At 71.4% G+C, this 25,084-nt stretch carries 21 protein-coding genes; 12 read left to right on the top strand and 9 right to left on the bottom strand.

Going from position 1 to position 25,084, the window contains the following annotated elements; translation table 11 throughout:
- Positions 1-10: 10 nt before the first annotated feature.
- The 5 genes from ACP4J3_RS12040 to ACP4J3_RS12020 form a co-directional block, all read right to left on the bottom strand.
- Positions 11-670: a DUF4360 domain-containing protein gene (locus tag ACP4J3_RS12040; RefSeq protein ID WP_426533629.1), complete on the bottom strand. Its 660-nt coding sequence runs from the start codon at positions 668-670 to the stop codon at positions 11-13.
- A gap of 168 nt (positions 671-838) precedes the next feature.
- On the bottom strand, positions 839-2,347 hold the full coding sequence (locus ACP4J3_RS12035; protein WP_426533295.1) for an alpha-N-arabinofuranosidase: 1,509 nt from the start codon (positions 2,345-2,347) through the stop codon (positions 839-841).
- A gap of 59 nt (positions 2,348-2,406) precedes the next feature.
- Complete coding sequence (locus tag ACP4J3_RS12030) at positions 2,407-3,240, bottom strand: carbohydrate ABC transporter permease (protein ID WP_426533293.1); 834 nt, start codon at positions 3,238-3,240, stop codon at positions 2,407-2,409.
- Complete coding sequence (locus ACP4J3_RS12025) at positions 3,237-4,178, bottom strand: carbohydrate ABC transporter permease (protein ID WP_426533291.1); 942 nt, start codon at positions 4,176-4,178, stop codon at positions 3,237-3,239. Before ACP4J3_RS12025 ends, ACP4J3_RS12030 begins: the two co-directional genes overlap by 4 nt.
- The gene (locus ACP4J3_RS12020; protein WP_426533289.1) at positions 4,175-5,530 is read right to left on the bottom strand and encodes an extracellular solute-binding protein; all 1,356 of its coding nucleotides are present in this window, start codon (positions 5,528-5,530) and stop codon (positions 4,175-4,177) included. The genes ACP4J3_RS12025 and ACP4J3_RS12020 overlap by 4 nt, the downstream gene beginning before the upstream one ends.
- Before the next feature lie 194 nt (positions 5,531-5,724).
- Between ACP4J3_RS12020 and ACP4J3_RS12015 the strand changes: the two genes are divergently transcribed.
- From ACP4J3_RS12015 to ACP4J3_RS11985, 7 genes are all read left to right on the top strand, one after another.
- The gene (locus ACP4J3_RS12015) at positions 5,725-6,342 is read left to right on the top strand and encodes a toxin-antitoxin system, toxin component family protein (protein WP_426533287.1); all 618 of its coding nucleotides are present in this window, start codon (positions 5,725-5,727) and stop codon (positions 6,340-6,342) included.
- On the top strand, positions 6,339-7,568 hold the full coding sequence (locus ACP4J3_RS12010) for a DUF6545 domain-containing protein (protein ID WP_426533285.1): 1,230 nt from the start codon (positions 6,339-6,341) through the stop codon (positions 7,566-7,568). Before ACP4J3_RS12015 ends, ACP4J3_RS12010 begins: the two co-directional genes overlap by 4 nt.
- Before the next feature lie 382 nt (positions 7,569-7,950).
- Positions 7,951-8,541 carry an XRE family transcriptional regulator gene (locus tag ACP4J3_RS12005; RefSeq protein ID WP_426533283.1) on the top strand — a complete coding sequence of 197 codons (591 nt, stop codon included), beginning with the start codon at positions 7,951-7,953 and terminating at the stop codon, positions 8,539-8,541.
- A 164-nt stretch (positions 8,542-8,705) separates the two neighbouring features.
- On the top strand, positions 8,706-9,212 hold the full coding sequence (locus tag ACP4J3_RS12000; RefSeq protein WP_426533281.1) for a toxin: 507 nt from the start codon (positions 8,706-8,708) through the stop codon (positions 9,210-9,212).
- On the top strand, positions 9,209-10,609 hold the full coding sequence (locus tag ACP4J3_RS11995; protein ID WP_426533279.1) for an MAB_1171c family putative transporter: 1,401 nt from the start codon (positions 9,209-9,211) through the stop codon (positions 10,607-10,609). Before ACP4J3_RS12000 ends, ACP4J3_RS11995 begins: the two co-directional genes overlap by 4 nt.
- Positions 10,606-11,793: an MAB_1171c family putative transporter gene (locus tag ACP4J3_RS11990; RefSeq protein WP_426533277.1), complete on the top strand. Its 1,188-nt coding sequence runs from the start codon at positions 10,606-10,608 to the stop codon at positions 11,791-11,793. Before ACP4J3_RS11995 ends, ACP4J3_RS11990 begins: the two co-directional genes overlap by 4 nt.
- A gap of 67 nt (positions 11,794-11,860) precedes the next feature.
- Positions 11,861-13,261 (top strand): FAD-dependent oxidoreductase, encoded by a 1,401-nt coding sequence (locus tag ACP4J3_RS11985; protein ID WP_426533275.1) that lies wholly within the window; start codon positions 11,861-11,863, stop codon positions 13,259-13,261.
- 67 nt (positions 13,262-13,328) lie between these two features.
- Here ACP4J3_RS11985 and ACP4J3_RS11980 read toward each other — a convergent pair whose 3' ends face one another.
- Both ACP4J3_RS11980 and ACP4J3_RS11975 read right to left on the bottom strand, forming a co-directional pair.
- Positions 13,329-14,177: an SMP-30/gluconolactonase/LRE family protein gene (locus ACP4J3_RS11980; RefSeq protein WP_426533273.1), complete on the bottom strand. Its 849-nt coding sequence runs from the start codon at positions 14,175-14,177 to the stop codon at positions 13,329-13,331.
- Complete coding sequence (locus tag ACP4J3_RS11975; RefSeq protein WP_426533271.1) at positions 14,174-14,947, bottom strand: IclR family transcriptional regulator; 774 nt, start codon at positions 14,945-14,947, stop codon at positions 14,174-14,176. Before ACP4J3_RS11975 ends, ACP4J3_RS11980 begins: the two co-directional genes overlap by 4 nt.
- Positions 14,948-15,130: 183 nt before the next feature.
- On the opposite strand from ACP4J3_RS11975, the gene ACP4J3_RS11970 reads away from it, so the two are divergent.
- Positions 15,131-15,703, top strand: coding sequence for a DUF2269 domain-containing protein (locus tag ACP4J3_RS11970; protein ID WP_426533269.1), 573 nt, complete (start codon positions 15,131-15,133; stop codon positions 15,701-15,703).
- 114 nt (positions 15,704-15,817) lie between these two features.
- Here the strand turns inward: ACP4J3_RS11970 and ACP4J3_RS11965 are convergent, their stop codons facing one another.
- Complete coding sequence (locus ACP4J3_RS11965; RefSeq protein ID WP_426533267.1) at positions 15,818-17,062, bottom strand: PucR family transcriptional regulator; 1,245 nt, start codon at positions 17,060-17,062, stop codon at positions 15,818-15,820.
- A gap of 2 nt (positions 17,063-17,064) precedes the next feature.
- Positions 17,065-17,217 (bottom strand): hypothetical protein, encoded by a 153-nt coding sequence (locus ACP4J3_RS11960; RefSeq protein ID WP_426533265.1) that lies wholly within the window; start codon positions 17,215-17,217, stop codon positions 17,065-17,067.
- A gap of 223 nt (positions 17,218-17,440) precedes the next feature.
- On the opposite strand from ACP4J3_RS11960, the gene ACP4J3_RS11955 reads away from it, so the two are divergent.
- The 4 genes from ACP4J3_RS11955 to ACP4J3_RS11940 all read left to right on the top strand — a co-directional run.
- Positions 17,441-18,427: a DUF3068 domain-containing protein gene (locus ACP4J3_RS11955; protein WP_426533263.1), complete on the top strand. Its 987-nt coding sequence runs from the start codon at positions 17,441-17,443 to the stop codon at positions 18,425-18,427.
- A gap of 218 nt (positions 18,428-18,645) precedes the next feature.
- A complete protein-coding gene (locus ACP4J3_RS11950) occupies positions 18,646-19,806 on the top strand; it encodes a glycosyltransferase family 4 protein (protein WP_426533261.1) in 1,161 nt (386 codons plus the stop codon).
- A 68-nt stretch (positions 19,807-19,874) separates the two neighbouring features.
- Positions 19,875-20,633, top strand: a complete 759-nt coding sequence (locus ACP4J3_RS11945) for a class I SAM-dependent methyltransferase (RefSeq protein WP_426533627.1) — start codon at positions 19,875-19,877, stop codon at positions 20,631-20,633.
- A partial coding sequence (locus ACP4J3_RS11940; protein ID WP_426533259.1) for an alpha-(1->3)-arabinofuranosyltransferase domain-containing protein occupies positions 20,630-25,084 on the top strand: 4,455 nt, incomplete at its 3' end. The genes ACP4J3_RS11945 and ACP4J3_RS11940, both read left to right, overlap by 4 nt.

Below are 25,084 nucleotides of genomic sequence, written 5' to 3'. Positions count from 1 at the left end.
GCCCCCCTTCTCACTTGCGCGGGCACTCCTTCCACGCCAGGTGGTAGATCGTGCTGATGTCGCCGTCCGTCGAGTCCATCGTCATGAAGCTGACCTTGCTCGACGAGGACGAGCCGAGGTTCACCCGGAGCTCGGTGTTGATGTTGAAGTTGCGCTGGACTCCGCAGGGCGCATAGACCAGTTGGGCCCAGTCGGTCTCGTCGGTGGCCTGCCAGTTGTCGACGAGCGGGCCGCTGAAGGAGTGGTTGCGGAACTGGGTGTTCGGCGAGCCCTGGAAGTAGTACGAGGCTCTCTGGAGGGCGCTCGCACCGGGCTGGAGGGAGGCGAAGCCGCGGTAGTCGGCGCTGGCGATGGCGTAGGTGAAGCCCTGCGGCACGTGCACGACCAGGCTGAGCTGGCAGTTCTTGCGGAACGCCGTGGGGTCGGAGTTGCCGCCGACCTGGGCGAGATAGTCGCTGTAGGTGACGGTGAACGCGGTGTTGTCCTCGGAGACGGCGACGGCGGTGGTGCCCTGGGGGCAGCCGGAGCCGTTCACCGTGGCGACCTTGATGACGATCTTGTCCGGCGGCGGGTTGTCGAACGCGGGGGCCGCCTGGGCGGGAAGCGCCGTGGTGAGGAGGGCGGCCAGCGCGCCGCCGCTCAGCAGGAAGCGCAGGAGTCCACGTGCCATGGGTCTACGTGCCATGGTTCTCTCCTTGGGGAGGGGGGTGGCTGCGCCTGGGGCCCTTGAAGAAACAGTGAGGTTTCTGTGAAGGCCGAAGGCGTACGCATCGTAGAAGTCATGAGCATGACTGGCAGGAGCCAACTCCAGCCATTTTTTGCCGCGTTGGCCGGTGGGTCAGGCCAGGCGGATCACGTTCCAGGACAGCGGTTCCAGTACGGCGGTGAGGCGGCCGTCCGTCAGGGTCGTGCCCTCGACCGGGTGCGGGGTGACGCGCTCGGGGTCGTCCAGGGTGTTGCGGGCGTCGGGGTCGGCGTCCGCGAGGGCGCTGTGCTCGACGACCGAGGTCAGGTCGAGGCCGCCGAGGGCGACCTCCAGCGGCAGCGCCTCGGTGCGGCCGCGGTTGACGGCGAAGACGGTGACCGTGCCGTCGTCGGCGCGTACGGCGGTGGCGTGCAGCAGGTCGGCCTCGCCGTACTTCTTCGTCTCGTATGTCGGGGAGTCCACCCGCACGTCCAGGACCTGGCCGCGGCCGTACCGGGAGGCCTGCGCGAAGGGGAAGAACGTCGTCTGCCGCCAGGCCGGGCCGCCGGGCTCGGTCATGATCGGGGCGATGACGTTCACGAGCTGCGCGAGACAGGCGACGGTGACGCGGTCGGCGTGGCGGAGGAGGGCGATGAGGAGGGAGCCGAAGACGACGGCGTCCATGACGCTGTAGTTGTCCTCCAGCAGGCGCGGCGCCTCCGGCCAGTCGGTCAGCGTCTTGGCGTGCTCCTCCCACTCGGGCAGGTACCAGACGTTCCACTCGTCGAAGGAGAGGTTGATCTTCTTCTTCGACTTCAGCCGCGCGCCCACGTGGTCGGCGGTCGCGACGACGTTCTCGATGAAGGACTCCATGTCGACGGCGGAGGCGAGGAAGGAGTCGACGTCGCCGTTCTCGGGCCAGTAGTAGGCGTGCAGGGAGACGTAGTCGACCAGGTCGTACGTCTCCTTGAGGACCGTCGCCTCCCACTCGGCGAAGGTCGGCATGGACTGGCTGGAGGAGCCGCAGGCCACCAGTTCGATGCCCGGGTCGATCTGGCGCATGGCGCGGGCCGTCTCGGCGGCGACCCGGCCGTACTCCTCGGCCGTCTTGTGGCCGGTCTGCCAGGGGCCGTCCATCTCGTTGCCCAGGCACCAGAGCCTGATGCCGAAGGGGTCCTTGTCGCCGTGGGAGACGCGGAGGTCGGACAGGGCCGTGCCCTCGGCGTGGTTGGCGTACTCCTGGAGTTCGAGGGCCTCGGCGACGCCGCGGGTGCCGAGGTTGACGGCCATCATGGGCTCGGCCTGGGGGCCGATCTTGCGCAGGAACGCGATGTACTCGGAGAGGCCGAAGTGGTTGGTCTCGGTGGAGTGCCAGGCCAGGTCCAGGCGCCGGGGGCGGTCCTCGACCGGGCCGACGGAGTCCTCCCACCTGTACCCGGAGACGAAGTTGCCGCCGGGGTAGCGCACGGCGGTGACGCCGAGTTCGCGGACCAGGTCGAGGACGTCCGTGCGGATGCCGTCATCGTCCGCGGAGGGATGCCCCGGCTCGAAGACGCCGGTGTAGACGCAGCGTCCGAGGTGCTCCACGAACGAGCCGAAGAGACGGGGGTTGACCTCGCCGACGGTGAAGGCGGGGTCGAGGGTGAAGCGGGCGGTGTGCATGAGCGCCTTTCGGGGTGGGTGGTTCTTGGTTCACAGGCAGGTGATCGACGTGCGCGCTCTCACTGTCCCGCCAGACCCGTGTGGGCGACGCCCGCCACGATCTGCCGCTGGAAGAAGACGAAGACGACGATCAGAGGCAGGCCCGCCATCAGGCCGCCGGCCATGAGCTGGGCCCACTGGATGCCGTAGGAGTTCATGACGGTCGCGATGCCGTTCGGCATGGTCATCAGGTCGGGGTTGTTGGTGACCATGTAGGGCCAGAGGAAGTTGTTCCACGAGGCGATGAAGGTGAAGATGCCCACCGCCGCCAGGGACGGGCGGGCCAGCGGCACCACGATCGTGAAGAAGACCCGCCAGCGGCCCGCGCCGTCGATGAACGCGGCCTCCTCCAGCTCGCGCGGGATGCCCTGGAAGAACTTGTAGAGGATGTAGACCATCGCGGCCGGCGCGCACTGGGGGAGGATCATGCCCCAGTACGTGTCGACCATCCCCATCTGCTGGACGGTGGTGAAGAGCGGTACGCCGAGGACCGCCGGGGAGATCATCAGGCCCGCCATCACCACGCCCATGAGCACACCCTTGCCCCGGAACTCCGTGCGGGCGAAGCCGTATCCGGCCAGCGCGCTCACCAGCAGCACCACGGATGTCACGCAGACCGAGACCACCAGCGAGTTCACGAACCAGTTGGTGATGTTGCCGGTCTCGAAGAGGGCCTTCCAGGCCTGGCCCGTCCAGTCCTGCGGGAGCCAGTGCGGCGGGACTTCCACGGCCTCCGTCTCCGACTTGAGGGACGTGAACAGGCCCCAGGCGAAGGGGGCGAGGAAGACGGCGGACACGGCGGCGCCGAGGAGAGTGAGGACGATCTGGCTCGGCGTCCAGGCTTTGGTGGTCATCGGGCGGCGCCCTCCTCACGGTTGCGCAGCAGCCACATCCGCGCCAGGGCGACGGCCGCGATGATCACGAAGAAGATGACGGAGATCGCGGAGGCGTAGCCCACGCGGTAGCTGGTGAAGCCCATTTCGAGCGTGTACTGGACGAAGGTGCGGGTGCTGTTCTCCGGTCCGGGGCCGAAGTCCATCATCACGACCGCCTGGTCGAAGACCTGGAGGGAGGCGAGGATCTGGAGGGCGATGACCAGGCCCGTGATGTTGCGGAGCATCGGCAGCGTGATGTGGATCATGCGGTGCCAGGCGTTCGCGCCGTCCAGCTTGGCCGCCTCGTAGAGGTGGTCCGGGATGGACTGGAGCGCGGCGAGGTAGAGCAGGAAGCTGAAGCCGACCGTCCACCACAGGGTGGTGATGACGATGGCGAGCATCGCGTACGACTTGTCCGTCAGCCACGGGGTCTCGATGCCGAAGACGTGGTTGATCATGCCGGTGCCGGGGTTGAACAGCCACTGCCACAGGTTGCCCGCGACCGTGGAGGGGAGGAGGAAGGGGGCGAAGAAGCACAGGCGCCACAGCCATTTGCCGCGTTCTATGTGGTGCGCCAACATCGCCAGGAGGAAGGCCATGACCGTGATGCAGGGCACGACCAGGAGCGTGAAGTACGCGCTGTGGCCGAGCGCGTCCCACATCAGGGGGTCCTGGAGGGCCTCGCGGTAGTTGTCGAGGCCGACGAAGCTCTCGCCCTCGCCGGAGATGTTGGCGTCGGTGAGGCTGAGGTAGACGCCGCGCAGCAGGGGCCAGATGACGAACAGGGTGAACAGGGCGAGGAACGGGGCCACGAACCAGCCGCCGTGCTGGAAGCCCTGCTTGCGGCGGACGGCGGCGCTCGCGGCGGCGGTCGTGGCGCGTGCGCCGGTGAAGACGGTCTGTGCGCTGGTCGTCATGCGGCCGTACCTCCCTGTGCGGCGGTCCTGCCGTCCATGGGGTTCTTCATCGCGAGCAGCGTGGTGAGTTCCCTCTTCATGCGGCGGGCGACGGTGTCCGGCTCGGCGGAGCGCAGCGTCGAGGAGACGACGACCGGGCCGATGCGCTGGGCGAGGATGCCGGTGGAGCCCGCGAACCACACCTTCGGCTCGGTGGCCTGGTGGTCCATGGCGGAGACGTACTCGCTCTGCGGATTCAGCTTCTTGTACGCCGGTGTGGACAGGGTCGGTGTGTACGCCGGGATGTGGCCGCCGGCCGCCCACTGCTGGGCGTGGGTGACGACGTAGGCGGCGAGCCGGTGCGCGGCCTCGTTGGTGGCGCCGCCGCGGTCGGACTGGTGGGGCAGGACGAAGGAGTGGGACTCGGCGTGGGTGGCCTGCTCGCCGAAGACGGGCGGGAGGGGGGTCGCGCCGTAGTCGAGCTCAGCCCCCGAGTAGACCGGCAGCGACCAGTTGCCCTCCCAGGCGAAGGGGGCGCCGTTGATGAACTGCTCGGCGTTGACGGAGGCCAGGCTCGGGACGGCGTAGCCGTCGGTGACGTGCCGGCGCAGGAACTGAAGGACCTGGACGGCCTTGTCGGTGTCGAAGGTGACCTCGGTCCGGGCGGCGTTGAACCAGGTGCCGCCGAGCTGGGTGTAGAAGGCGACGAAGAACCACCACTGGAAGTTCTGGTCGTTGATCCACAGGCCGATGGTCTGCAGCCCCTTCTTGGTGGCCTTCTTGGCCTCCTTGAGCACGTCGAACCACTCGTCCACCGACGTCACGGGCACGATCCGGCCGTCGGCGCCGAGCAGCCCGGCCTTCCTGAGCACGTCCTTGCGGTAGAAGCAGAGTTGTACGTGGACGTCGAGCGGGAGGGCGTAGAGCTTGCCGTCGATGACGCCGCGGTTCCACAATCCGGGGTTGAAGTCCGCTTGGCGCACGCCGTACTTGGCGAGCAGCTCGACGTCCCAGGGGTCCAGGAGGCGGCCGGGTGAGAAGCCGGTGACGCGGCCGAGGTGCATGACGCCGAGGTCGGGTGCGCGGTTGCCGGCGGCGGCCATGGCGAGCTTGGTGTAGAAGGGGTTGCCCCACTGCAGGGTGGAGTCCTTCACGTCGATGCCGGGGTTGGCCGCGCGGAAGGCGTCCAGCATCGCGATCATGTTGGAGCCGTCGCCGCCGCTGAACAGGTTCCAGTAGCGCACCCGGGTGTCCGCGCCGGAGGCCAGTGCGTCGGCTCCGGTGCCGAGTGCGGCGAATCCGAAGCTGCCCGCCACCGTCAGGCCGCCCAGGGTGGCCAGAAGTTGCCTGCGGTTCAGGTCAGGTCGTCCCATTGCCTGCCCTTACTGTTCGGGATATCGGAATTTGCACGGAGCTTCGAACGGGGTCGAACCGGACCGTAGGTTGCAAGCGCTTTCTAGTCAATGCCGTGTGCATGAATTCCGATCGCATGACATCGCATGACGGGGACACGTCGGGCCGCGTAGGCTCGAACGGCCCGCCGAACGGTGGGAGAACAGGGGGCGCGATGGATATCGCGGGCGCGCGCGAGAAGGCGGCCCGGGTCGCTTCGGCACTACGACTGCGGCGCTCGTCCGCCTCAGCCGGGATGCGGGACCTGGCCTCCGATCTGAGCGCGGCCGTGCGTGCCAGACCCCGTCTCCCGGCCGATGTCGGCGAGTTGTGCCGTGCGCTGTGCGCGGAGATGAGCGCGCGGCGCGGCGGGCGGCCCGTGGAGCTGCGGTTCGAGCGGTTCCCGGACGAGATCGAAGTGACCGGGCTGTGGGTGGAGTTCCAGGACTTCGACCTGATCATCGTCGAGGAGCGGGCGGAGGCCGTGCAGCAGTTGGTGGTCCTCGGCCATGAGCTGTGGCACATGCAGGCCGGGCACCGCCACGACCACACCGACGGCACGGCGGCCGCGCACGCCCTCGCGGGCACGTCCGACTGGCGGGACACCGCCCTCGCGGTGGCCGCGCGCAACGGCTCACGGCAGCGGGACGAGGCCGAGGCCGACGACTTCGGGCACCGGCTGGCCGCCGCGTTCCGGCCGCTGCTGCCGGGTGAGGGGCGCGCGGACCCGCCGCTGGACCCCGTGCAGCGCTCGCTGGGCTACCGGGGTCGCAAGAGAGGTACGGCACCGTGACGGGCCTCGCGCTGACGCCGGTCGAGTTCGTCAACGAGTTCTACCCGAACTTCTGGTGGATCCCCGCCGGGATCCTGGCCGCCGCCCTGGCCATCAAGCTGCCGAGCATCATCCGGCTGTGGCACGACCCGCTGCTGCGCGCGGTCGGCGGACTGCTGCTGCTCGCCTGCTCGGTGTTCGTGTTCGTGGCGCCGTCGACGATCGCCCGGGTCAACCGGCTCACCGGCATCCCGAACTTCTCGGGCCCCTGGGTGTACTCCCTGCTCACCGCGTTCTGCGCGTCCTGCCTCCTGCTGATCATCACCTGGCGCAGCGGCCTGTCCGACCGCTCGCCCCGCACCCGCCGCGCGATGCGCGGGGTCGTCGCCGGCTACTTCTCGGTGATCGTCGCGCTGTGGGTGCTGTTCGCGCTGGCGGACGTGCCCGTGGAGCGGCTGCGGGACCTGGACACGTACTACGCCAACACGCCGTACATGCGCGAGATGATCGTGCTGTATCTGCTCGCGCACACCGCGGCCGCGCTGGTCACCAACTGGCTGATCTGGAACTGGATGCGCACCGACGGCCTCGACGCCTGGCTGCGCTGGGGCCTGAAGTTCCTGGGTGTCGGCTACACCCTCCAGCTCGTCTTCGACGCCGCCAAGCTGACCGCCGTGGCGGCCCGCTGGACCGGCCGGAACCTGGACTGGCTGAGCACGGCGGTGGCGCCGCCCATCGCCTGTCTGTCCGCCATCCTGGTCGCCGTCGGCTTCATCCTTCCGCACGCCGGCCAGTATCTGCACGACCGCTGGCGCCTCCGCCTCGCCCACCACGAACTGCGCCCGCTGTACCTGCTGATGAAGTCCGTCAACGGCTCCGGCGTCCCCCTCCTCCTGCGCGCCACCCCGGAACTGAGGCTGATCCGCCGGGAGACGTTCATCCGCGACGTCCTGCTGCCCCTGGCCCGCTTCGTCGACGAGGACCGGCGCGCACGCTCCCACGACACCGCCGTCGCCCTCGGACTGCCGCCGGACCGGGCGAAGGCACTGGCCGCCGCGGTGGCGGTCCTGGACGCGATCGACGCCAGGAACGCGGCACGCGAGGCCGACGGCCCGTCCGACACCGACACCACGGACCTGCTGCGCGACATCGGCGCCATGTCCCGGGCCCTGCGCGACGCCGAGGGCATCCGGGCCGTACGGGAGCGGACCGGGGAGCGGTCGGAAGGTGTGCGGGTCGGGAACTGAGGTGAGTCGGGTGGGGCGCCCGGGCGCCGCTCCCCCAAGGCGGCGCCCGGATCCCCCGTGCCGGGCCGAGGCCGTCTCGCAGACGGCGAGCCGGCAGTGCTCGCGTCCCCCGTCGAGACGGGCCTCGCCCTCCTCCGGTCGCGTCAAGAGGCGGATGCGCGGCCGGAAGTCGTACGTCGCGGAATGCGGAATGCGGGATACGGAGTGCGTCGTTCAGTGACGTGATCATTGCTCGCGGTGAGCGATACTGTCAACCATCACTGCGAAAGATGGCAGTTATTCCTGCCTACCACGGCTGGTCGCGACCGAAGGGACCCGATACGCTCCCGTCAGCCCAGCCGACGATCCGGCGAACGCGCCCAGGGAGAACGGGGAGACCTCGGTGACCGACGTCCACGCCTCGCTCGCCGAACTGCGCGAGCGCCTGGAGGAGTTGACCGGACAGCCGGGCCGGCTGGCCGACGTGCTGGACGTGCCGGAGCTGTCGTACGCCACCGGCGTCCCCGCGGACACGGTCACCGCCCTGCTGGCGGGCCGCAGCGTGCCGGAGACGAGCCTGGGCGACCGCGTCCGGCAGCGGCTCGATTTCCTGCGCGAGACCCGGCGCCGCCCCGACGGCAAGCGCTACTCCCTCGACGAACTGGCCAAAATCGCCGGCACCAGCAGGCAGTGGCTGAGCGAGTGGCGCAGGAGCGGACTGCCCAGCCTGGAGCACGCCGACCGGATCCGCCGCCACTTCGACCTGCCCGCCGGCTTCTTCACCGCCGACGAGGCGGAGGCCCTGCACGCCGCGCTCCAGCCGGTGCTGGGCGACCTGGAGGCCAAGGCCGACCCGCTGGCCCCGCTGCGCACTCCCGGGTTCTACCGGCTGGCCCGACGCGCCCCGCACATGTCGCCGCGCAAGCTCCAGGCGCTGGCCGAATGGGCCGAGATGATCACGGAGCGGAACTCCGCGGAGGACGAGGACATCTAGGACAGACCCAGGACCCGCCGGGCGCCCCGGCGCCGGCGTGTCCGGTTCGGCTTCGGTCCGGTTTCGGCCATCCCTGGCCGGGCGCGGGTGCCGGAGGTGGCTGAGGCGATGGACGACTTGGCATATTGCACAGGGTCGAACGTCCAGCGGCCACGGGGAGAACCGTGCGTACGAACAGGGAGATGCGTCGCCTCGCCGACGCCCTCATCGGTCCCATCCGGGTGCCCGTCCCCGCGGAACCCGAGACCCTGTTCCAGGCGGTCGTCGACTCGGCCGTCCAATGGCGCGGACGCCCCATCGTGGTGCACCGCGAGGTGTTCCCGCCGCACACCGCCAGCGGGCTGTGGCTGGAGCGCGAGACACACGACGACGTCATCGTCGACAAGCGGGCCGCCGTATGGCACCAGATCGTGATCTTCTGCCATGAGGTGTGGCACATGCACCAGCGGCGCGACACCGGCGGCGGCACGGGGCGGCAACCCGCCGCCGCCCGCACCGACTTCACGCTCGCCGACGAGCAGGAGGCCGACCGCTTCGGCATGCTGATGGGCCGTCGGCTGCGCACCTGGCTGGAGGCCTCCGCGGACTCCGTGTTCGCGGCCGGCACCGACGACCAGGACCTCGCCGGACGCATCGGGGCCGCCCTCAACTACCGGGGCACCCGCGGATGACCGGCCCGATCGCCTACGTGAGCTGCGCCGTGCTGTGGCTGGGCCTGCTGGTGCGCGCCCCGGACCTGCTCCGCCACCGGCACGACCCCTATCTGCGCACCCTGTGTGCCGTGCTGGGCCTGGCCGGCCTGTGCTTCTTCCTCGGCTCCCCGCCCACCGTCGGCGCCGTCAACCGCCTCAGCGGCATCCCCAACCTCGCGGCCCCGCTGACGTACGCGGCGATCACCGCCTACGGCGCCGCCTCGCAGATCCTGGTCGCCCTGTGGCGGGGCGGGCCGGGCGCGCGCCGCACCGCCCGCCGCTGGGTCGCCGGCTACGCCGGTGTGGTGCTGTGCATCGCGGTGCTGTTCGCGCTGGGCGAGGCCGCGGTGGAGCGCCGCGAGGACCTGGACACCTACTACGCGACGACGCCCTACCTGCGCGAGATGATCCTGCTCTATCTCGCCGGGCATCTCACCGCCGTCACCATCACCGCGGTCTCCGCGCTGCGCTGGGCCCGCGAGGTGCGCGGCCCGCTGCGCGCGGGGCTGGTCACGCTGGGTGCCGGGGCGGTGTGCGGCGCCGGGTACAGCGGGTCCAAGCTCGTCGCCGTGACCGCCCGCTGGACCGGGCGCGACTGGGGGGCGCCGGCCACCCAGGGCGCCCTGGTCGCCGCGGGCGCGGCCGCCCTGCTGACGGTGGCCGGGGTGCTGATCCCGCTGGCCGGACCCCGGCTCACCGAGTGGCGGCGGGCCCGGCGGACGTACATGCGTCTCGAGCCCCTGGAGCGGGAGCTGGACGACATCCTCGCCCGCCGCCGGCTACGGCTGCCGCGCCCGCGCTGGTCCTCCCCCGCCACCCGGTTGGTCTGGCGCCAGACCAGCATCCACAACGCGCTCAGCCATCTGGACGCCTACGTCGACCGGGAGTTGTACGACACCACGCGCGAGGCCGCCCTGCGCACGACCGGCGATCCGGAGCGGGCGGCGGCGACGGCCTGGGCCGCGGTGATCGCGGCGGCGGCCAGGGTGTGCACGCAGGAGCGGGCCGACCGCGACGCGTGGCCGGGACCGGCGAGGGAAGACCCGACCGACCGCACCGCGTGGCCGGTGCCGCAGCGGCAGGAGCGTCGGGCGCCCGTCGGGGAGGCTGAAGTCCGTGTGGGAGCGGGGGCACCGGCCGCGCCCGCGCGGCGGGGCGGTGTGCCGGGCGCCGCCCGCGAGACGCCGTCTCCGGCACAGACCCCAGGGGACCGGACCCCGCCGCTCCGGCTGCCGGGGTACGCCGGTGAGTCGGAGTGGTTCCAGCAGCGGGCGCCCGGCCCGGACGCGCTGGTGCGGATCGCGGACGCGCTGGTCTCCTCGCCGCTGGTGCGCGGGGCGGCCACGCCGGCGGTGGAACGGAGCTCCCCCGTATGAGTCTCGTCGTCTATCTGGCGGCCGCCGTCCTCGCGCTGTCCGCCGCCGTACTGTTCCGGCGCCCGAGCACGGCCGCCGGGACGCCGTCGGGCCTGCGCAACGCGCTGACCGTCTCCACCTGTGTGGCGATCGTGCTCGGCGCCGTGGTGTTCCTGTGCTCGGCGCCGATGACGCTGGCCGCCGTCAACGACCTCACCGGCGTCCCGAACTTCGGCGCGCCGCTGACGTACGGGCTGCTCTCGGCGTACAGCTGCTCGCTGCTGATCCTGCTGATCAACTGGCGGGGCGGGCCCCGCGAGCAGGTACGGCGGCTGGTGCTGCGCTGCATCGCCGTGTACGGCCCGCTGATCGTGGCCATCGTCGTGCTGTTCGCGCTGGCGGACGCGCGGGTGGAGCGGCTGACCGACCTCGACACGTACTACGCCGACACCCCCGGCATGCGCGAGATGATCGTGCTGTACCTGCTCGGGCACACCGCGGCCATCGTGGCGATGACGGTGGTGTGCGTGCGCTGGGGCCGGGAGGTCACCGGGCTGCTCAGGGCGGGCCTGTGGCTGATCTTCGTGGGGGCGCTGCTGGACCTGGTGGGGTTCCAGCTCGCCAAGTACACGGCCGTGGTGGCCCGTTGGACCGGCCATGACCTGGACTTCCTCTCCACCCGGGTGGCCCCGCCGATGGCCGCGCTGGCCGCGCTGATCTGTTCCGCCGGGTTCGTGCTGCCGCGGCTGCTGCCGGCCGCCGTGGGGCACTGGCGCGGGCTGCGCGACTACCGGCGCCTCGACCCGCTGTGGCTCCGGGTGGGTTTCGTCTCGACCGCCCCCAAGCCGCCCTCCTCCTGGTGGCAGTCGCCCGCGGAGCGCCTGCACTGCCGTGAAGTGGCCATTCACGACGCCCTGTTGGCGCTGGCGCCGTACTTCGACGACCGGGTGCGCGAGCGGGCGCGGGGCGCCGCGCTGGCCGAGGGCCGGTCGACGCACGAGGCTCGCGTGCTCGCGGAGGCGGCCATGGTCGGCGCGGCGGCCCGCCGGGCGGCGGCGCGCGAGGAGCCGCTGCCGACGCCGAGCACCGTGCGGCTGCACGCGACCGAGGTGTCCGGGGCGGGCGCTCTGGTGGAGTTGGCGCAGGCGCTGGGGGGAGCGGATGACGCCGGGACGATGCGTGAAGGTACGGTTAAGGCCTTCTGAAGTGCCACGAGTTGGCGTCGATCGCTGTCGACCTGCCCAGGTCCGCTCGGCTGAGTGCGAGGAACCCATGTCGCGTAGAGCTGTCGTCATCGGTGCGGGACTGGCCGGCATGCTGGCCGCGGCGGCGCTGTCCACCGTCGCGGACGAGGTCGTCGTACTCGACCGGGACGAGCTGCCCGACGGGCCGGAGCACCGCAAGGGCCTGCCGCAGGGACGCCACGCGCATCTGCTGATGGCCGGCGGGCTGGCCGCGATGGAGGACCTGGTGCCGGGCGTGGGCATGCGGGGGCATCTGCTCGCCGCCGGCGCGCACGAGATCCCGCTCGGCTCGGGCATGGTCGCCCTCACCCCCGAGGGCTGGTTCCGGCGCTGGCGCCATCCCGGGCCGCACATGCTCACCTGCACCCGGGCGCTGCTGGACTGGGCGATACGGGTGGCGGTGCTGGCCAACACCGGGGTTCACGTGCGCAAGGCCCAGGCACTGGAGCTGACCGGCACGCGCGAGCGGGTCACCGGGCTGCGCATCTCGACCGGCGCCGGGGAGGAGGAACTCGCCGCCGATTTCGTGGTGGACGCGAGCGGACGTGGCTCACGGGCCGTCACATGGCTGGCGGCGCTGGGCATTTCGGACGTCCGGGAGAAGACGGTGGACGCCGGCCTGGTGAACGCCACCCGCCTCTACCGCACCCCCGCGGGCGCCGCGCGCTTCCCGCTGACCATAGTGCAGGCCAACCCCTACCTCGGCCGCCCCGGCCGCAGCGGGATGATGCTGCCCATCGAGGGCGACCGCTGGATGGTGAGCCTCGCCGGCACCCGGGGCGGCGGCGAGCCGCCGGCGGACCCCGACGCCTTCCTGCGCTACGCCCTGGACCTGCCCGACCCGATCGTCGGCCGACTGGTCTCCGGCGCCGAGCCGCTCACCGACGTCCACGTCAGCCGCAGCACCAGCAACCACCGCCGCTATCTGGAGAAGACCCGCCATTGGCCCGAGCGCTTCGTCGTCCTCGGCGACGCGCTGGCCACCTTCAACCCGGCGTACGGGCAGGGCATGTCGGTGGCGGCGATGGGCGCGCAGGTGCTGGCCCGGGAGGTGCGGGAGGCGGGACTGACCGGGGCCGGACTGGCCCGGCGGGTACAGCGGACGGCGGCGCGGTCGGTGGACGGGGCGTGGACGATGGCGGTCAGCCAGGACGTCTGGTACCCCGGCACCCGGGGCGGCTCGCCCGGACTCGCGGACCGCCTGGTCACGGCGTACACCCGCCGCATGATCCGCACGGCGACCGGCTCGTACCCGGCGGCGTCGGCGGTCTGGGACGTGACGAGCATGACGACGGGGCCGACGCGGCTGCTGCGCCCGTCGACGGTACTGGCGACGCTGAACGGTCCGCCGCTGCCGCCGGCGGAGGGGGCCCCGCTGACGAAGCAGGAACGGGAGATCCTGCGGGACCTGGACCGGACGGGCACCTGACGAGGAGGAGAAGGAGGCGAGGCCACCTGGGATACGGCGCCTCGCCTCCCGAAGCCGATTCCCCCCGTCAGCCGTCGAAGGCGGGCTGTGCCAGCCCCTTGCCCGCCCCCGGCACGACGAACAGCGAGCCCGACAGCGGAGGCGGCGCAGCCAGTCCGACCCGGGCCGTCGTGATGTACAGGTCGGTCAGTCCGGGCCCGGCGAACGCGCACGCGGTCACCCGGGGCACGGGAAGCTCGATCACCCGGTCCAGCTCCCCGCTCGGTGTGTAACGGCGTACGGCCGAGCCCTCCCACAGGGCCACCCACACGCACCCGTCGGCGTCCACCGTCAGCCCGTCGGGGAACCCGGCGCCGTCCTCGATCTCGACGAAGGGCCGGCGGCCGGTGACGCCCCCGTCCGCGTAGTCGAAGACGTCGATACGCCGCGTGGGCGAGTCGATGTAGTACATGAGGCTGCCGTCCGGGCTCCAGCCGGTGCCGTTGCTGACCGCCACGTCGTCGAGAACGACGTCGACCGCCCCGGCACCGGTGAGCCGGGACAGCGTCCCGCCGCCCGGGGCCTCGTCGTAACGCATGGTGCCCGCCCACAGGGCGCCGTCGGGGGCGACGGCGGCGTCGTTGGCGCGGCGGCCGGGGACGGGCTCGTGGTGCAGCCAGCGGAAGGTGTCGTCGGGGTCGAGCAGCCCCACGCCGTCCCGGAGGTTGAGGACGAGCCCGCCGCCCGCGCGGGGCTTGACGGCGCCGACGTGCTGGGGCGTGGTACGGACGCCGCGCCGCCCCGAGACGGGGTCGAAGGTATGGATCCGACTCCCCAGGATGTCGATCCACAACAGCAGCCCCCGGTCGGCGTCCCAGGTCGGCCCCTCGCCGAGCTCGGCTTCGGCCCGGACCGCGACGTCATAGCGAGTGTTCATGCCACGCTCCGGTGTCCGAGCCGCTCCGACAGTTCCGCGGCGCCCTTGGCGGCGAGCTGCTCCAGCTCGACGCGGCGCTCGTCGCTCCAGCGGATCATGGGCACGGAGATGGAGAGGGCGGCGACGACCTGCCCGGTACGGTCCTTCACCGGCGCGGCCACGCACGACACGTCCGGGTTGGACTCCCGGCTCTCGACGGCGATCCCACGCTGCCGGATCGTGGCGAGGGCCTCGCGCAGCGCGCCGGGGTCGGTGATGCTGTTCGGTGTCATGGCGACGAGATCGGCGTCGTCGGGGATACGGGAGCCGAGTTCCGGCTCGGGAAGGGAGGCCAGCAGCATCTTGCCGACGGACGTGCAGTGCGCGGGCAGGCGGCGCCCGGCGGCGGACACCATGCGCACGGCGTGCGTGGAGTCGACCTTGGCGATGTAGATGACATCGGTGCCCTCGAGGATCGCCACGTGCACGGTCTCGTCGCAGGTCTCGGCCACGGACCGGGCGACCTGCTGCCCCTCGGCCGCGAGGTCGAGCTGCTCGGCGTAGCGGCTGCCGAGCTGGTACGGCCGTACACCCAGCCGGTACCGTCCCGGCTGCCCCGGGACCTGGACGATGTACGACCGGGCTGCGAGTGTGGTGACCAGCTCGTGCACGGTGGTGCGCGGAAGCTGGAGCTTGCGCACGATGTCAGGGGCGGAGAGCGTGCCGTCCCCGTCGAGGAAGAGCTCGAGAATGTCGAGAGCCCGGGTCACGGCTGGTACGAGGCGTCCCACGTCCGGCCCCCTCCCTTGGGTATCAGTAGCTGCGTTCGAGATTTCAACAGCCGATCGGAATAACGAACACAGGCTACTCAAATTCGGTTTCTCCCGGCAATGGTCATGTACGCCGACGTCAGTATCCGGGGTTACTCCCGCTGTCAGACGTGCTCGACGCTCGTGCCCGGCACGGTGTTGTGCATGTCTTCCATGTCCTCTGCGTCCTCCGCATCCGCCAAGAAACTGAGCCGCCCCGCCCGCCGGGTGGTCCTCGTCGTCCATGTCGTCGCCTCCGCGAGCTGGCTCGGGCTCACGGTCGGGCTGCTCGCGCTCGCGATCACCGCGGGCGCGACCGGGTCCGCGGTGACCGTGGAGGCGTCCGTGCGGGCGATGAAGCTGTTCGCCGACTGGCTCCTGCTCCCCCTCGCGTTCCTCACCCTGCTCAGCGGACTCGTGCTGTCCCTGGGCACGCAGTGGGGGCTGGCGCGGCACCGGTGGGTCTACATCAAGTTCTGGCTGACCCTCGCCACGACCGCCGCCACGGCCTTCGCCCTGCGCCCCGGCCTGGGCACGACCGTCAGCGCCGTCGCCGCGGGCGAGCCGCTGCCCGATCCGGGTGACCTGATGATGGGCCCGATCGTGTCGCTGTCGGCGTATGTGTTCATGACGGTGATCTCGATCCTCAAGCCCTGGGGTCTGACGCGACGCGGCCGAAGGCAGCGGTCGGCCGCACACAGGCCGGTGAACGCCGAGCGCGCACGTCAGGCAGCCTGAAACGACCAAGGCGCTGACCCACAACGCCGCCCGAAACGTTCTGCACCTGTACCGGATGGGCCTGGACGCCGACCGGCCCCGGCCCGCGACTGCTGCGGCGCGCAGTTGGACCGACTAGCGGTGTGCCTCCCCCAGCACCCCTCTCAACCGCTGCGCCCGCAACACCAGCTCCAGCTCGAACCGCCGGTCCGGGTCGTCCATCTCCTCGCCCCACAGCTCCCGGATCTGGCGCAGCCGATAGCGGACCGTCTGGGGATGCACCCCCAGGCGGGCCGCCACCTCCGGCGCCCCGCCCCTGGTCTCCAGCCACGCCAGTAACGTCTCCGCCAGCCGTCGGCCGTGGGTGGGACCGCAGTGCTCCAGTGGTGCCAGGCACCGCACCGCCAGATCGTCGATCAACTCCTCGGGCTGGAGCAGGACCAGTGCCTCGGTGTGCTCGGTGCAGTACAGGACCTCGCCGGCCGGCAGCAGCCGCCGTTCCATCAGGCGTACGGCGGCCTCGGCCCAGCGCAGTGACTTCGCCGCGTCGGCGAGGGGAACCGGGGGCCCGATCGCCCCCGCCCAGCCGGCCAGCGCCCGGTGCAGCAGCTCGGGGCGGCCGGCGGCGTCCGGCTCGGGTACGACCATGCGCGGCTGCTCGTACTCCAGGTCCAGCAGCACCCCCTGCCCCACGGCCGGGGCCACCGCCTCCCGCGCCGGGCGCAGCAGCACGCCCACCGCGACCTTCTCGGGCAGCGGCCAGCCGATCCGGGCCGCGCGCTCCGACAGGGCGTCCGCGGGGTCGCCCCGGTGGTGTTCGGCGAGCAGGAGTTCCATCAGCCGGCGCTGGAGGCGCAGCCGCTCGCCCGCCTGGCGCGCCGCCGCCTCGGCGTAGCCGCGCACCGACTGGTCGACCAGGCCGTCCAGGTACTCGTAGCCCGCGTCCACCAGCTCGTACATCGCGGGCGGCGGGATGTCGACGCGCTGCCCGATCTCGGCGAAGCGGCGCCAGGCCAGCCGTACGCCCATCCGGTAGATGGCCTGGAGGGAGTCGAGCGAGCGGCCGCCCCGGCCCTCGCCGCGGCCGAACTCCTGGAAGACGCCGGGCGGCACGGTCGGGCGGCCCTCGGAGGTCTCCAGGTGCTGGACGAAGACCTCGATCGCCCGCCGGATGCCGACCAGGGCCATCGGCTCGCCCGACTCGTTCAGGACGACCGGCAGATGCGGGTACTCGCGCTGGATCTCGTGCAGGATCTGCTCGGCGAGGTGCGGCGCGTCCGCCATGGCCAGCTCCGCGAAGCGGCGGACCTGGTAGCGGGGCACGTCGTGCCAGGCCGAGCGGGCCACGGCGGCGGGGGCCGGGGAGCGGGTGACGGCCACGGTCAGCTCCCCTGGCCGGCTTGCTCGTATGTGATCAAGGGTGTGTTCGGCTGGTCGGGCGTCGCTTCCAGCAGCGCGACGACACCGAGCGCGGCACCCACCGCGAGTACGGCGGCGAGCGCGACGGTCAGCGCGGCGGCGAGCGGTCTGGACATCGCAGGGTCAGCCTCTCTGTCCGGAGTCGTCCCCACCCCGGTGTCGCCTGCCCGACCCCTGCCTGTGGGCCCAGTCTCGACAAGCTGTGTCAGCCCGTCAAGACATTGACACTCCGTCAATGGGCGCCTACGGTTCCCGGCCCAAGAACGGCCAGGCAACGACCGTGCACCGAACGTAGATCGAACGTGCACTGACCATGCGTCAATCCCCCAGGAGTGCCGGATGCGCCGTACAGCCTCTCCCCTTTCGCTGATCCTGCTGGGCCTCGGCACATTTCTGCTGGTACTGGCGCCCATGCTGGCCTGGTACGTGACCCCGCGTGCCGCCGTGAACCCGATCGACATCGACACCACAGCCGTTTACAAAGGCACCGGAAGTGTCTTCGACACCGAGAAGATCGAGACCGTGCCGGACCAGACGATCACCGTCACCCAGCGGGTGCGCGGCGATGTCGCGGCGAGCGAACGCAGCGGCGACGCGGTGTGGGACGTGATCACCACCGTCGACACCGACAAGTCGCTGCCGGCCGCCGATCCGCACGACGCGCTGGACTTCGCCCCGCACCGCTGGGTGATGGACCGCAGGACCACCCGGCCGGTGCACTGCTGTGGCGAGAAGCCGTACATCGAGGGCGAGGCCTATCTGAAGTTCCCCTTTGACGTGCAGAAACGCTCCTACCAGTGGTGGGACAACACGGGTGGGACCACGGTCACCATGCGCTACGACGGCACGGAGAAGATCCAGGGGTACACCGGCTACCGGTTCACCGCCACGGTCGCGCCCCGCAAGGTCGGCACCCGGCTCGTCCCCGGCACCCTCGTCGACGAGCCGAACCGCGCCCAGGTGCTGGCCGAGGAGTGGTACTCCAACCACGGGTTCAAGCTGGTCGTGGACCAGCGCACGGGACGCGTGATCTACGCCCAGACCGGCCCGCGCCGCACCCTGCGGGCGCCGGGCGGCGACAAGGACGCGGCGGTGCTGCTGGACAGCGAGAAGATCGCGTTCACCACGGCCACGCAGAAGGAGGCCGTACGGCAGGCGAAGCGGGACAGCGGGCTGCTGCGGCTGGTGGGCGAAATCCTGCCGATCGGGGCCGCCGGTGCGGGATTCGCGCTTGCGGTGGTGGGTGGCGTTTTGGTGGTACGAGGCCGAAAGCAGCCGGAATCACCCGATACTGCCGAGATGCCCCAGCCCTCACTCACAATGTGACGTGACGTCAGCTCTAACAAAGCCGGAAATTGTCACGCCGGTGAGTAGCCGTGGCGAACGGCTGGGCGAAAACTGTCCAACCCCACCCGGACACAGCCTGTCCACACCCCACGCAAGACGACCGAAACCAGCCAAGGAACCTTCGAATTCCCCCACAGGAACCCAAACCCTCCCTCCCCCACACTGTGTTCCGCACCCTGAGACGAGTTGGAGCACCCATGCCCCAGCACGTGCCATCCCCGCTGCGCGCCGATCTCCCCTGGGCGCCGCAGCAGCAGCACTCCCCGGCGCACCCCCCACATCCGCGCCGAATCGTTTTTCTCGCCCACCGTGACCTGGGCAATCGTTCCGCCGGCGGCTCCGAGCTGCTGGTCGACCGCCTCGCCGACGGCCTCACCCGGCTCGGCCACCAGGTGACCCTGCTGTGCGGGGGTCCCGCGGCCTACCGCGACTACCGGGTCGTGTCGGCGGGCGGCTCGTACGATCACTATCTGCGCGCGAGATCCGCCTTCGCCCGTCAGGTCGGCGACTGCGATCTGCTGGTCGAGGTCTGCAACGGGGTGCCGTACTTCGCGCCCATGTGGCATCGCGGGCCGACGTTGTGCCTGGTCAACCATGTGCATACCGATCTTTGGCAGATGCGGTTCGGGGGGCCTCTGGCCCCGGCTGCTCGTATCGGACGGAGACTGGAGCACTGGGCGTTGACGGGTGCGCAGCGTCGGGGGCTGCTGGTCGCCGTCTCTCCGTCCACCGCGCATGCGCTGCGGGCGATCGGGGTCGAGCGGGACCGGATTCGGGTCGTGCACAACGGGGTGGAGGAACCCGGGCTCCTGGGTGACCGTTCCCCCGAGCCGCTGTTCGCCGCCGTCGGGCGGCTCGTCGAGTACAAGCGGATCGATCTGCTGCTGCGGTTGTGGGAGCGGGTGCGGCCGGTGACCGGCGGGCGGCTACTCATTGTCGGGGACGGGCCCGAGCGGGGACGGTTGGAGCAACTCGCCGGGTCCGGTGTCGAGTTCGTCGGCCATGTCTCGGAAGCGGAGAAGCATCGGCTGCTGTGTGCGGCGTGGCTGTTGCTTCATCCGTCCGCCGTGGAGGGGTGGGGGCTCGTCGTCACCGAGGCCGCGGCTCGGGAGACGCCGACGATTGCCTTTGATGTGCCTGGGCTTCGGGATTCCGTCGTGGACGGGGAGACGGGAGTGCTCGCGCGCGGGGAGTCGTCGTTTGCGGCTGCGTGGTGCACGCTCGCTCTGTCGGGACATCACCGGGAGTTGATGGGCAAGGCGGCTCGGGATCGGGCTGCGCGCTATCGCTGGGATCGGACGGTGAGACAGTTTCGGGCCGTCGCGGCGGAAGCGGTGCGACGTGGTGGGGCGCCGTGACGCCTAAACGCCGTGCTGGTGAGGCTGTCGCGCGGCTGCGGGTCCGTCGTGGCTGGTCGCGCAGTTCCCTGCGCCCCTATCCGGCATCGCCGTCGCGGGGTTTCAAGGATCCGTCTCTCCGCCGCTCCGTCACCCTCTTCCGTGCCTTCCTGCATGAACAGGACGACCCCGACGCCTGCTACTCCCTTCTCGCCCGTGACGCCGCCGACCAAGTCGAGGCCTACGACGGACCCGTCAGCGGACGTACCGTCGTGGACGTCGGTGGTGGTAGTGGGTACTTCACCGAGGAGTTCCGGCGGCGGGGTGCCCATGGCTATCTCTTCGAACCGGACTTGGCGGAGCTCGGTGAGAAGCCTCCCGAGGCGGCCGTTGTCGCCGACGGGTATCTGCTGCCGCTGCGGGACGGGGTCGCCGACGTCACGTTCTCCTCCAATGTGCTGGAGCATGTGGCCGATCCGCAGACGTTCCTGAGCGAGTTGGCGCGGGTGACCCGGCCCGGTGGGCTCATCTATGTGTCGTTCACCAACTGGCTGTCCCCGTGGGGCGGTCATGAGTGGGCCCCCTGGCACTACCTCGGTGCCGAGCGGGCCCGTGCGCGCTATCGGCGGCGTACCGGACGGGACGCCAAGCACACCCTCGGCGAGAACCTCTTCGCCGTGCACATCGGCAGCACCCTGCGGCAGGTCCGCGCCCGTGACGACGTCGAGATCGTCTCCGCGCGCTCCCGCTACTGGCCGTTCCTCGCGGAGGCCGTCGTGAAGGCGCCCGGCGTCCGTGAGTTCGCCACCTGGAACCTCCTCCTCATCCTCCGGCGGTGTCCACCATGACGACGACCACGGTCCAGGCTCCTCCCCCGGCAGCCGTGCCCACCTCGGCGCCCGCCTCCGGCCCGCCGGAGGGGCCGCGGTCGCGGCGCTGGCTGCTGGGGTTCTGGGCCGTGGTGTTCGTGCTGTTGCTGGCGGTGCAGCCGGGGCGGCAGACGTTCGACACCAAGCTGGGTGTGACCGTCGATCCGGGGCAGTTCTTCGCCGATCTCGGGCAGTTGTGGTCCGACGAGGGCAGCTTCGGCGGGATCCAGAACCAGTACTCGGGCTATCTGTGGCCGATGCTGCCGTTCTACTGGCTGGCCGATGTCGTACGGCTGCCGGTGTGGCTGGCGGAGCGGCTGTGGCTGTCTCTGATCGTGTCGGTGGCCTTCTGGGGTGCGCTGCGGCTGGCCGAGCGGCTGGGGGTGGGCAGTGGCCGGTCGCGGCTGGTGGCGGCTGTCGTGTATGCGTTGTGGCCCGTCTTCACCATCGTCGTCGGGTCCACGTCGGCCGCCGCGCTGCCGGGGGCGTTTCTGCCGTGGGTGCTGCTGCCGTTGACCGATGAGCGGTACGCGGCGCGGGTCGCCGCGCTGCGGTCGGCGTTGGTCATCCCCTTCATGGGCGGTGTCAATGCCGCCTCGACGCTGGCCTCGCTGCTTCCCGTCGGGCTGTATCTGCTGTCCCGGCCGCCCGGACCGCGGCAGCGGAAGCTGATCGCGTGGTGGGTGCCGGGGGTCGTGCTGGCGACCGCCTGGTGGGTGATCCCACTGCTGCTGCTCGGCGCGTACGGCGAGAACTTCCTTCCGTACGTGGAGAGTTCGCAGACCACGACCGAGACCATGGCGGCGACGGAGGCCCTGCGCGGGGCCGGGAACTGGGTCGCCTATCTGCACTTCGGGGACGCCTGGCTGCCGGCCGGCTGGACCGTCGCCTCCTCGGTGATCGTGATCGTCTGCTCGGCGCTCGCGGCCGGGCTGGGGCTCGCGGGGCTGGCACGGCGGGACATGCCGGAGCGGCGGTGGCTGGTGCTGACCGTGGTGACGGTCGCGCTGATTCTGCTCGCCGGGTACGGCGGGAAGTTCGGGGCGCCCTTCCACGGGGTGGTGCAGGACTGGCTGGACGGCGGGCTGGTTCCCTTCCGGAACATCTACAAGTTCCAGACCGGGCTCGCGCTCGCCCTGGTGCTGGGGCTCGCCCATCTGGCTGGCGTGGCGGCCCAGGCGCGCGGGGCGCGGCCGGTGCGGGGGCGGCGGTTCGCGCCGCTGGCCGTGGCCGTACTGGTGCTGCCCGGTCTGATGTGGCCGTATCTCAACGGCTCGATCCTCAGCCCGGGTTCCTTCAAGGAGCTTCCCAAGTACTGGCAGGCCACGGCCGACTGGATGAAGAAGTACTCCCCCGACGCCCGCGCCCTGGTCGTCCCGGCCACCGCGCACGGCATCTACACCTGGGGCTCCACCATCGACCAGCCCCTCGACGTGCTCGCCGACTCGCGCTGGGCGCAGCGGGACTACGTGCCCTTCGGCACGCCCGGCAACCGGCGCGCGATGGACGCCGTCGAGCAGGCGCTGACGAGCGGGGGCGAGGTGCCCGGGCTGGCCGACTTCCTCAGCCGGGCGGGGGTGTACTACGTCGTCGTCCGCAACGACCTCGATCCCGACCAGATCGGTTCCGTGCCCACGACGACGGTGAAGCGAACCCTGGAGCAGTCCGGGTACGAGCGGGTGACGGGCCTCGGGCCGGTGATGACCGGCGGGCGGATCGCCGCCGACACCCCGCTCCAGGTGGAGGGGCTGTATCCACGGCAGCGGGCGGTGGAGATCTACCAGCCGGTGAGCGAGGACGTGCCGCGTCCGCACCAGGCCGGGCTTCAGCCGGTCGCCGACACGGCCGTCGTCTCCGGCGGCCCGGAGGCGCTGCTGCCGCTGGCGTCCGAACTGCGCGGCCGGGCGACGGTGCTGACCGGTGACAACCACCCCGGTCTCGGCTCACCGCCGGTGCAGGTGGTGGGCGACGGGCTGCGGCGCGCGGACACCCGGTTCGGGCTGGTCAACGCCAACACGTCGTACACGTACACCCGCGACGAGCGCAACGCGCCGGACGCGGCCCAGGACGCGGGCGAGAAGCCGCACCAGATCCTGCCCACCAGCGGCCGCGACCACCAGACGGTGGCGGAGCTGCGCGGGGCGCGGTCGGTGACGGCGTCCTCGTACGGGAGCTGGCTGTTCCATCTGCCGCAGTTCGACCCGGTGAACGCCTTCGACGGCAATCCGGACACGGCGTGGGCCGAGGGCGCGGAGGGGTCGCCGGACGGGGAGTGGCTGCGGATCGCCTTCGCGGGCGGGTCGTACGACATGCCGTCGTCGTTCAAGGTGGCGCCGCTGCCGCAGGAGGGTGTGCGTCAGGCGCCGACGCGGGTGCGGGTGGAGACGGAGAAGGGCGCGGTGAGTTCGTTCCTGCGTCCGGACGGGTCGGTGCAGTCGGTGAAGGCGCCTGCGGGCGAGACGAGTTGGATGAAGCTGACGATCACCGACTCGGTGTCCCGGCGGGCGGGTCTGACCGGGGCGGGCTTCTCCGAGATCGCGCTGCCGGACGTACAGGTGACCCGGCTGCTGCGGCTGCCCACCGACGCCAAGGACTCCGCAGCCGGCGCCGAGATCGTCTCCCTGTCCCGGGCGGCCGACCCGACCGGGCTGTCGCCGACGGGTACGGAGGCCGGACTGCACCGGCGCTTCACGACCTCCGGTGCGGGGACGTACCAGATGCGGGCGAGTGCCGTGCCGGTGGCGGGCGAGGAGCTGGACGAGCTGCTGTACGAGGTGGCGCCGGACCAGCGGAACCGGATCGTGGCGACCGCCGACTCCACCGCCCGGCTGGGCGCGGGGCTGTCGCCGCGCAACCTCACCGACGGCGACCTGACCACGGCGTGGATCGCGGGCGACCGGCCGACGATCCATCTGCGCTGGCCGGGCAAGCAGGCGGTCGGGGAACTGGTGCTGGCGCCGGCCGGGGGTCTGTCCACCCGTCCGACCGAGGTGCACATCAGCTCGCCGGACGGTGCGGTGATCGCCGGGGTCGACGAGAACGGCTGGGTCCGCTTCCCGCCCATCACGACCGACCGCCTCGACATCACCATCACCGACACGGCTCCGCTGACCCTCTACAACCCCATGGTGGGCGAGGACCTGCAACTGCCGGTGGGTCTGACGGAGGCCTACCTCCCGGCCCTCGACCGGTACCGCACCCCGCAGCCGAAGGGTTCGCGGACGTTCTCGCTGCCGTGCGGTCAGGGGCCGGTGGTGTCGGTGGACGGAACGCTGTACGAGACGAGCGTGAAGGGGACCGTACGGGACCTGATGGAGCGACGTCAGGTGGATGTGACGCTGTGCCAGCAGGGCAGGGACGATGATCAGTTGTCCCTTCCGACCGGTGACCACTCGATCGAGGCCGGTGACTCTGGACCGCTCGCCCTCACCGACGTCACGCTGACCCGCGGCACGGTGAGCGAGGCCGCGACCGCTCCTCGCGATCTGGGCATACGGGACTGGCTGGGCGACCGGCGCGCGGTGACCGTCGGGTCGGGGGCGGCGAGCTACCTGACGATGTACGAGAACTTCAACGACGGCTGGCGCGCCACGCTGAACGGCAAGGAACTGACGCCGGTACGGCTGGACGGCTGGCAGCAGGGCTGGCGCATCCCGGCGGGCGCGGGCGGCACGGTCGAGCTGTCGTACGAGCCGGCGGTGACCTACGAGGGCGGGCTGATCGGCAGCGCGGTCGCGCTCGCGCTGCTGGCCGGACTGGTGCTGTGGCGCCGCCGGGCCCCGAACCCCGACGAGCCGCAGCCCGCTCCGCCGCTGCCGGGGCTGTGGCTGGGCACGGTGGCCGTGACGGTGGTGGGCGTGCTCATCGCCGGCTGGTTCGCCCTGCTGGTGCCGGCGCTGGCGGTGGTGGCGTGGCGGAGGCACGCACTACTGGTGCCGATCGCACTCGCGGCCCTCGCCGGGGCGGGCGTCGCGGCGGCGGTGGGGGCCGGGGAGCCGGTGGGGGCACAAGAGGGCGCCTTCGGCCCGGTGGCTCAACTGCTGGCGCTGATCGGGCTGTTCGCCGCGGTGGTGGGGGTTCGGGAGCCTGAGGGGGCGTTGGGCGCCGGGAGGCCGGGGGAGTCTTCGGCCGGATCTGGAGGGCCCGGGGAATTCACGTCCGGATCGGGAGGGCCGGGCGGGTTCACGGCCGGATCGGGAGGGCCGGGCGGATCCACGGCCGGCTCAGGAGGATCTGGCGGCTCTACGGCCACCTTGGGCGCGGTCGGCGGATCTGCGGGCGAATCGGGGAGGCCCGGCGGGTTCGAGGCCGGACCGGGAGGGGCGGGCGGGTTCACGGCCGGACCAGCAGGGTCTGGTGGACACCCGGCCGGCTCGGGAGTGCCCGGCGGATCCGCAGACGGACCAGGAGGGCCGGGCGGGTCCACGGCT

It is taken from the genome of Streptomyces sp. UG1 (assembly GCF_049974585.1).
Lineage (GTDB): Bacteria > Actinomycetota > Actinomycetes > Streptomycetales > Streptomycetaceae > Streptomyces.
This window is presented reverse-complemented; position numbering and strand designations above follow the sequence as displayed.

Bases quoted from the DNA above. Each gene is read 5' to 3' on its own strand.
- ACP4J3_RS12020 (WP_426533289.1), bottom strand. From the start codon at position 5,530: ATGGGACGACCTGACCTGAACCGCAGGCAACTTCTGGCCACCCTGGGC.
- ACP4J3_RS11955 (WP_426533263.1), top strand. From the start codon at position 17,441: ATGCGCCGTACAGCCTCTCCCCTTTCGCTGATCCTGCTGGGCCTCGGC.
- ACP4J3_RS11990 (WP_426533277.1), top strand. From the start codon at position 10,606: ATGAGTCTCGTCGTCTATCTGGCGGCCGCCGTCCTCGCGCTGTCCGCC.
- ACP4J3_RS11950 (WP_426533261.1), top strand. From the start codon at position 18,646: ATGCCCCAGCACGTGCCATCCCCGCTGCGCGCCGATCTCCCCTGGGCG.
- ACP4J3_RS11960 (WP_426533265.1), bottom strand. From the start codon at position 17,217: ATGTCCAGACCGCTCGCCGCCGCGCTGACCGTCGCGCTCGCCGCCGTA.
- ACP4J3_RS12035 (WP_426533295.1), bottom strand. From the start codon at position 2,347: ATGCACACCGCCCGCTTCACCCTCGACCCCGCCTTCACCGTCGGCGAG.
- ACP4J3_RS12025 (WP_426533291.1), bottom strand. From the start codon at position 4,178: ATGACGACCAGCGCACAGACCGTCTTCACCGGCGCACGCGCCACGACC.
- ACP4J3_RS12040 (WP_426533629.1), bottom strand. From the start codon at position 670: ATGGCACGTGGACTCCTGCGCTTCCTGCTGAGCGGCGGCGCGCTGGCC.
- ACP4J3_RS12030 (WP_426533293.1), bottom strand. From the start codon at position 3,240: ATGACCACCAAAGCCTGGACGCCGAGCCAGATCGTCCTCACTCTCCTC.
- ACP4J3_RS11995 (WP_426533279.1), top strand. From the start codon at position 9,209: ATGACCGGCCCGATCGCCTACGTGAGCTGCGCCGTGCTGTGGCTGGGC.
- ACP4J3_RS12015 (WP_426533287.1), top strand. From the start codon at position 5,725: ATGGATATCGCGGGCGCGCGCGAGAAGGCGGCCCGGGTCGCTTCGGCA.
- ACP4J3_RS11980 (WP_426533273.1), bottom strand. From the start codon at position 14,177: ATGAACACTCGCTATGACGTCGCGGTCCGGGCCGAAGCCGAGCTCGGC.
- ACP4J3_RS11970 (WP_426533269.1), top strand. From the start codon at position 15,131: ATGTCTTCCATGTCCTCTGCGTCCTCCGCATCCGCCAAGAAACTGAGC.
- ACP4J3_RS11985 (WP_426533275.1), top strand. From the start codon at position 11,861: ATGTCGCGTAGAGCTGTCGTCATCGGTGCGGGACTGGCCGGCATGCTG.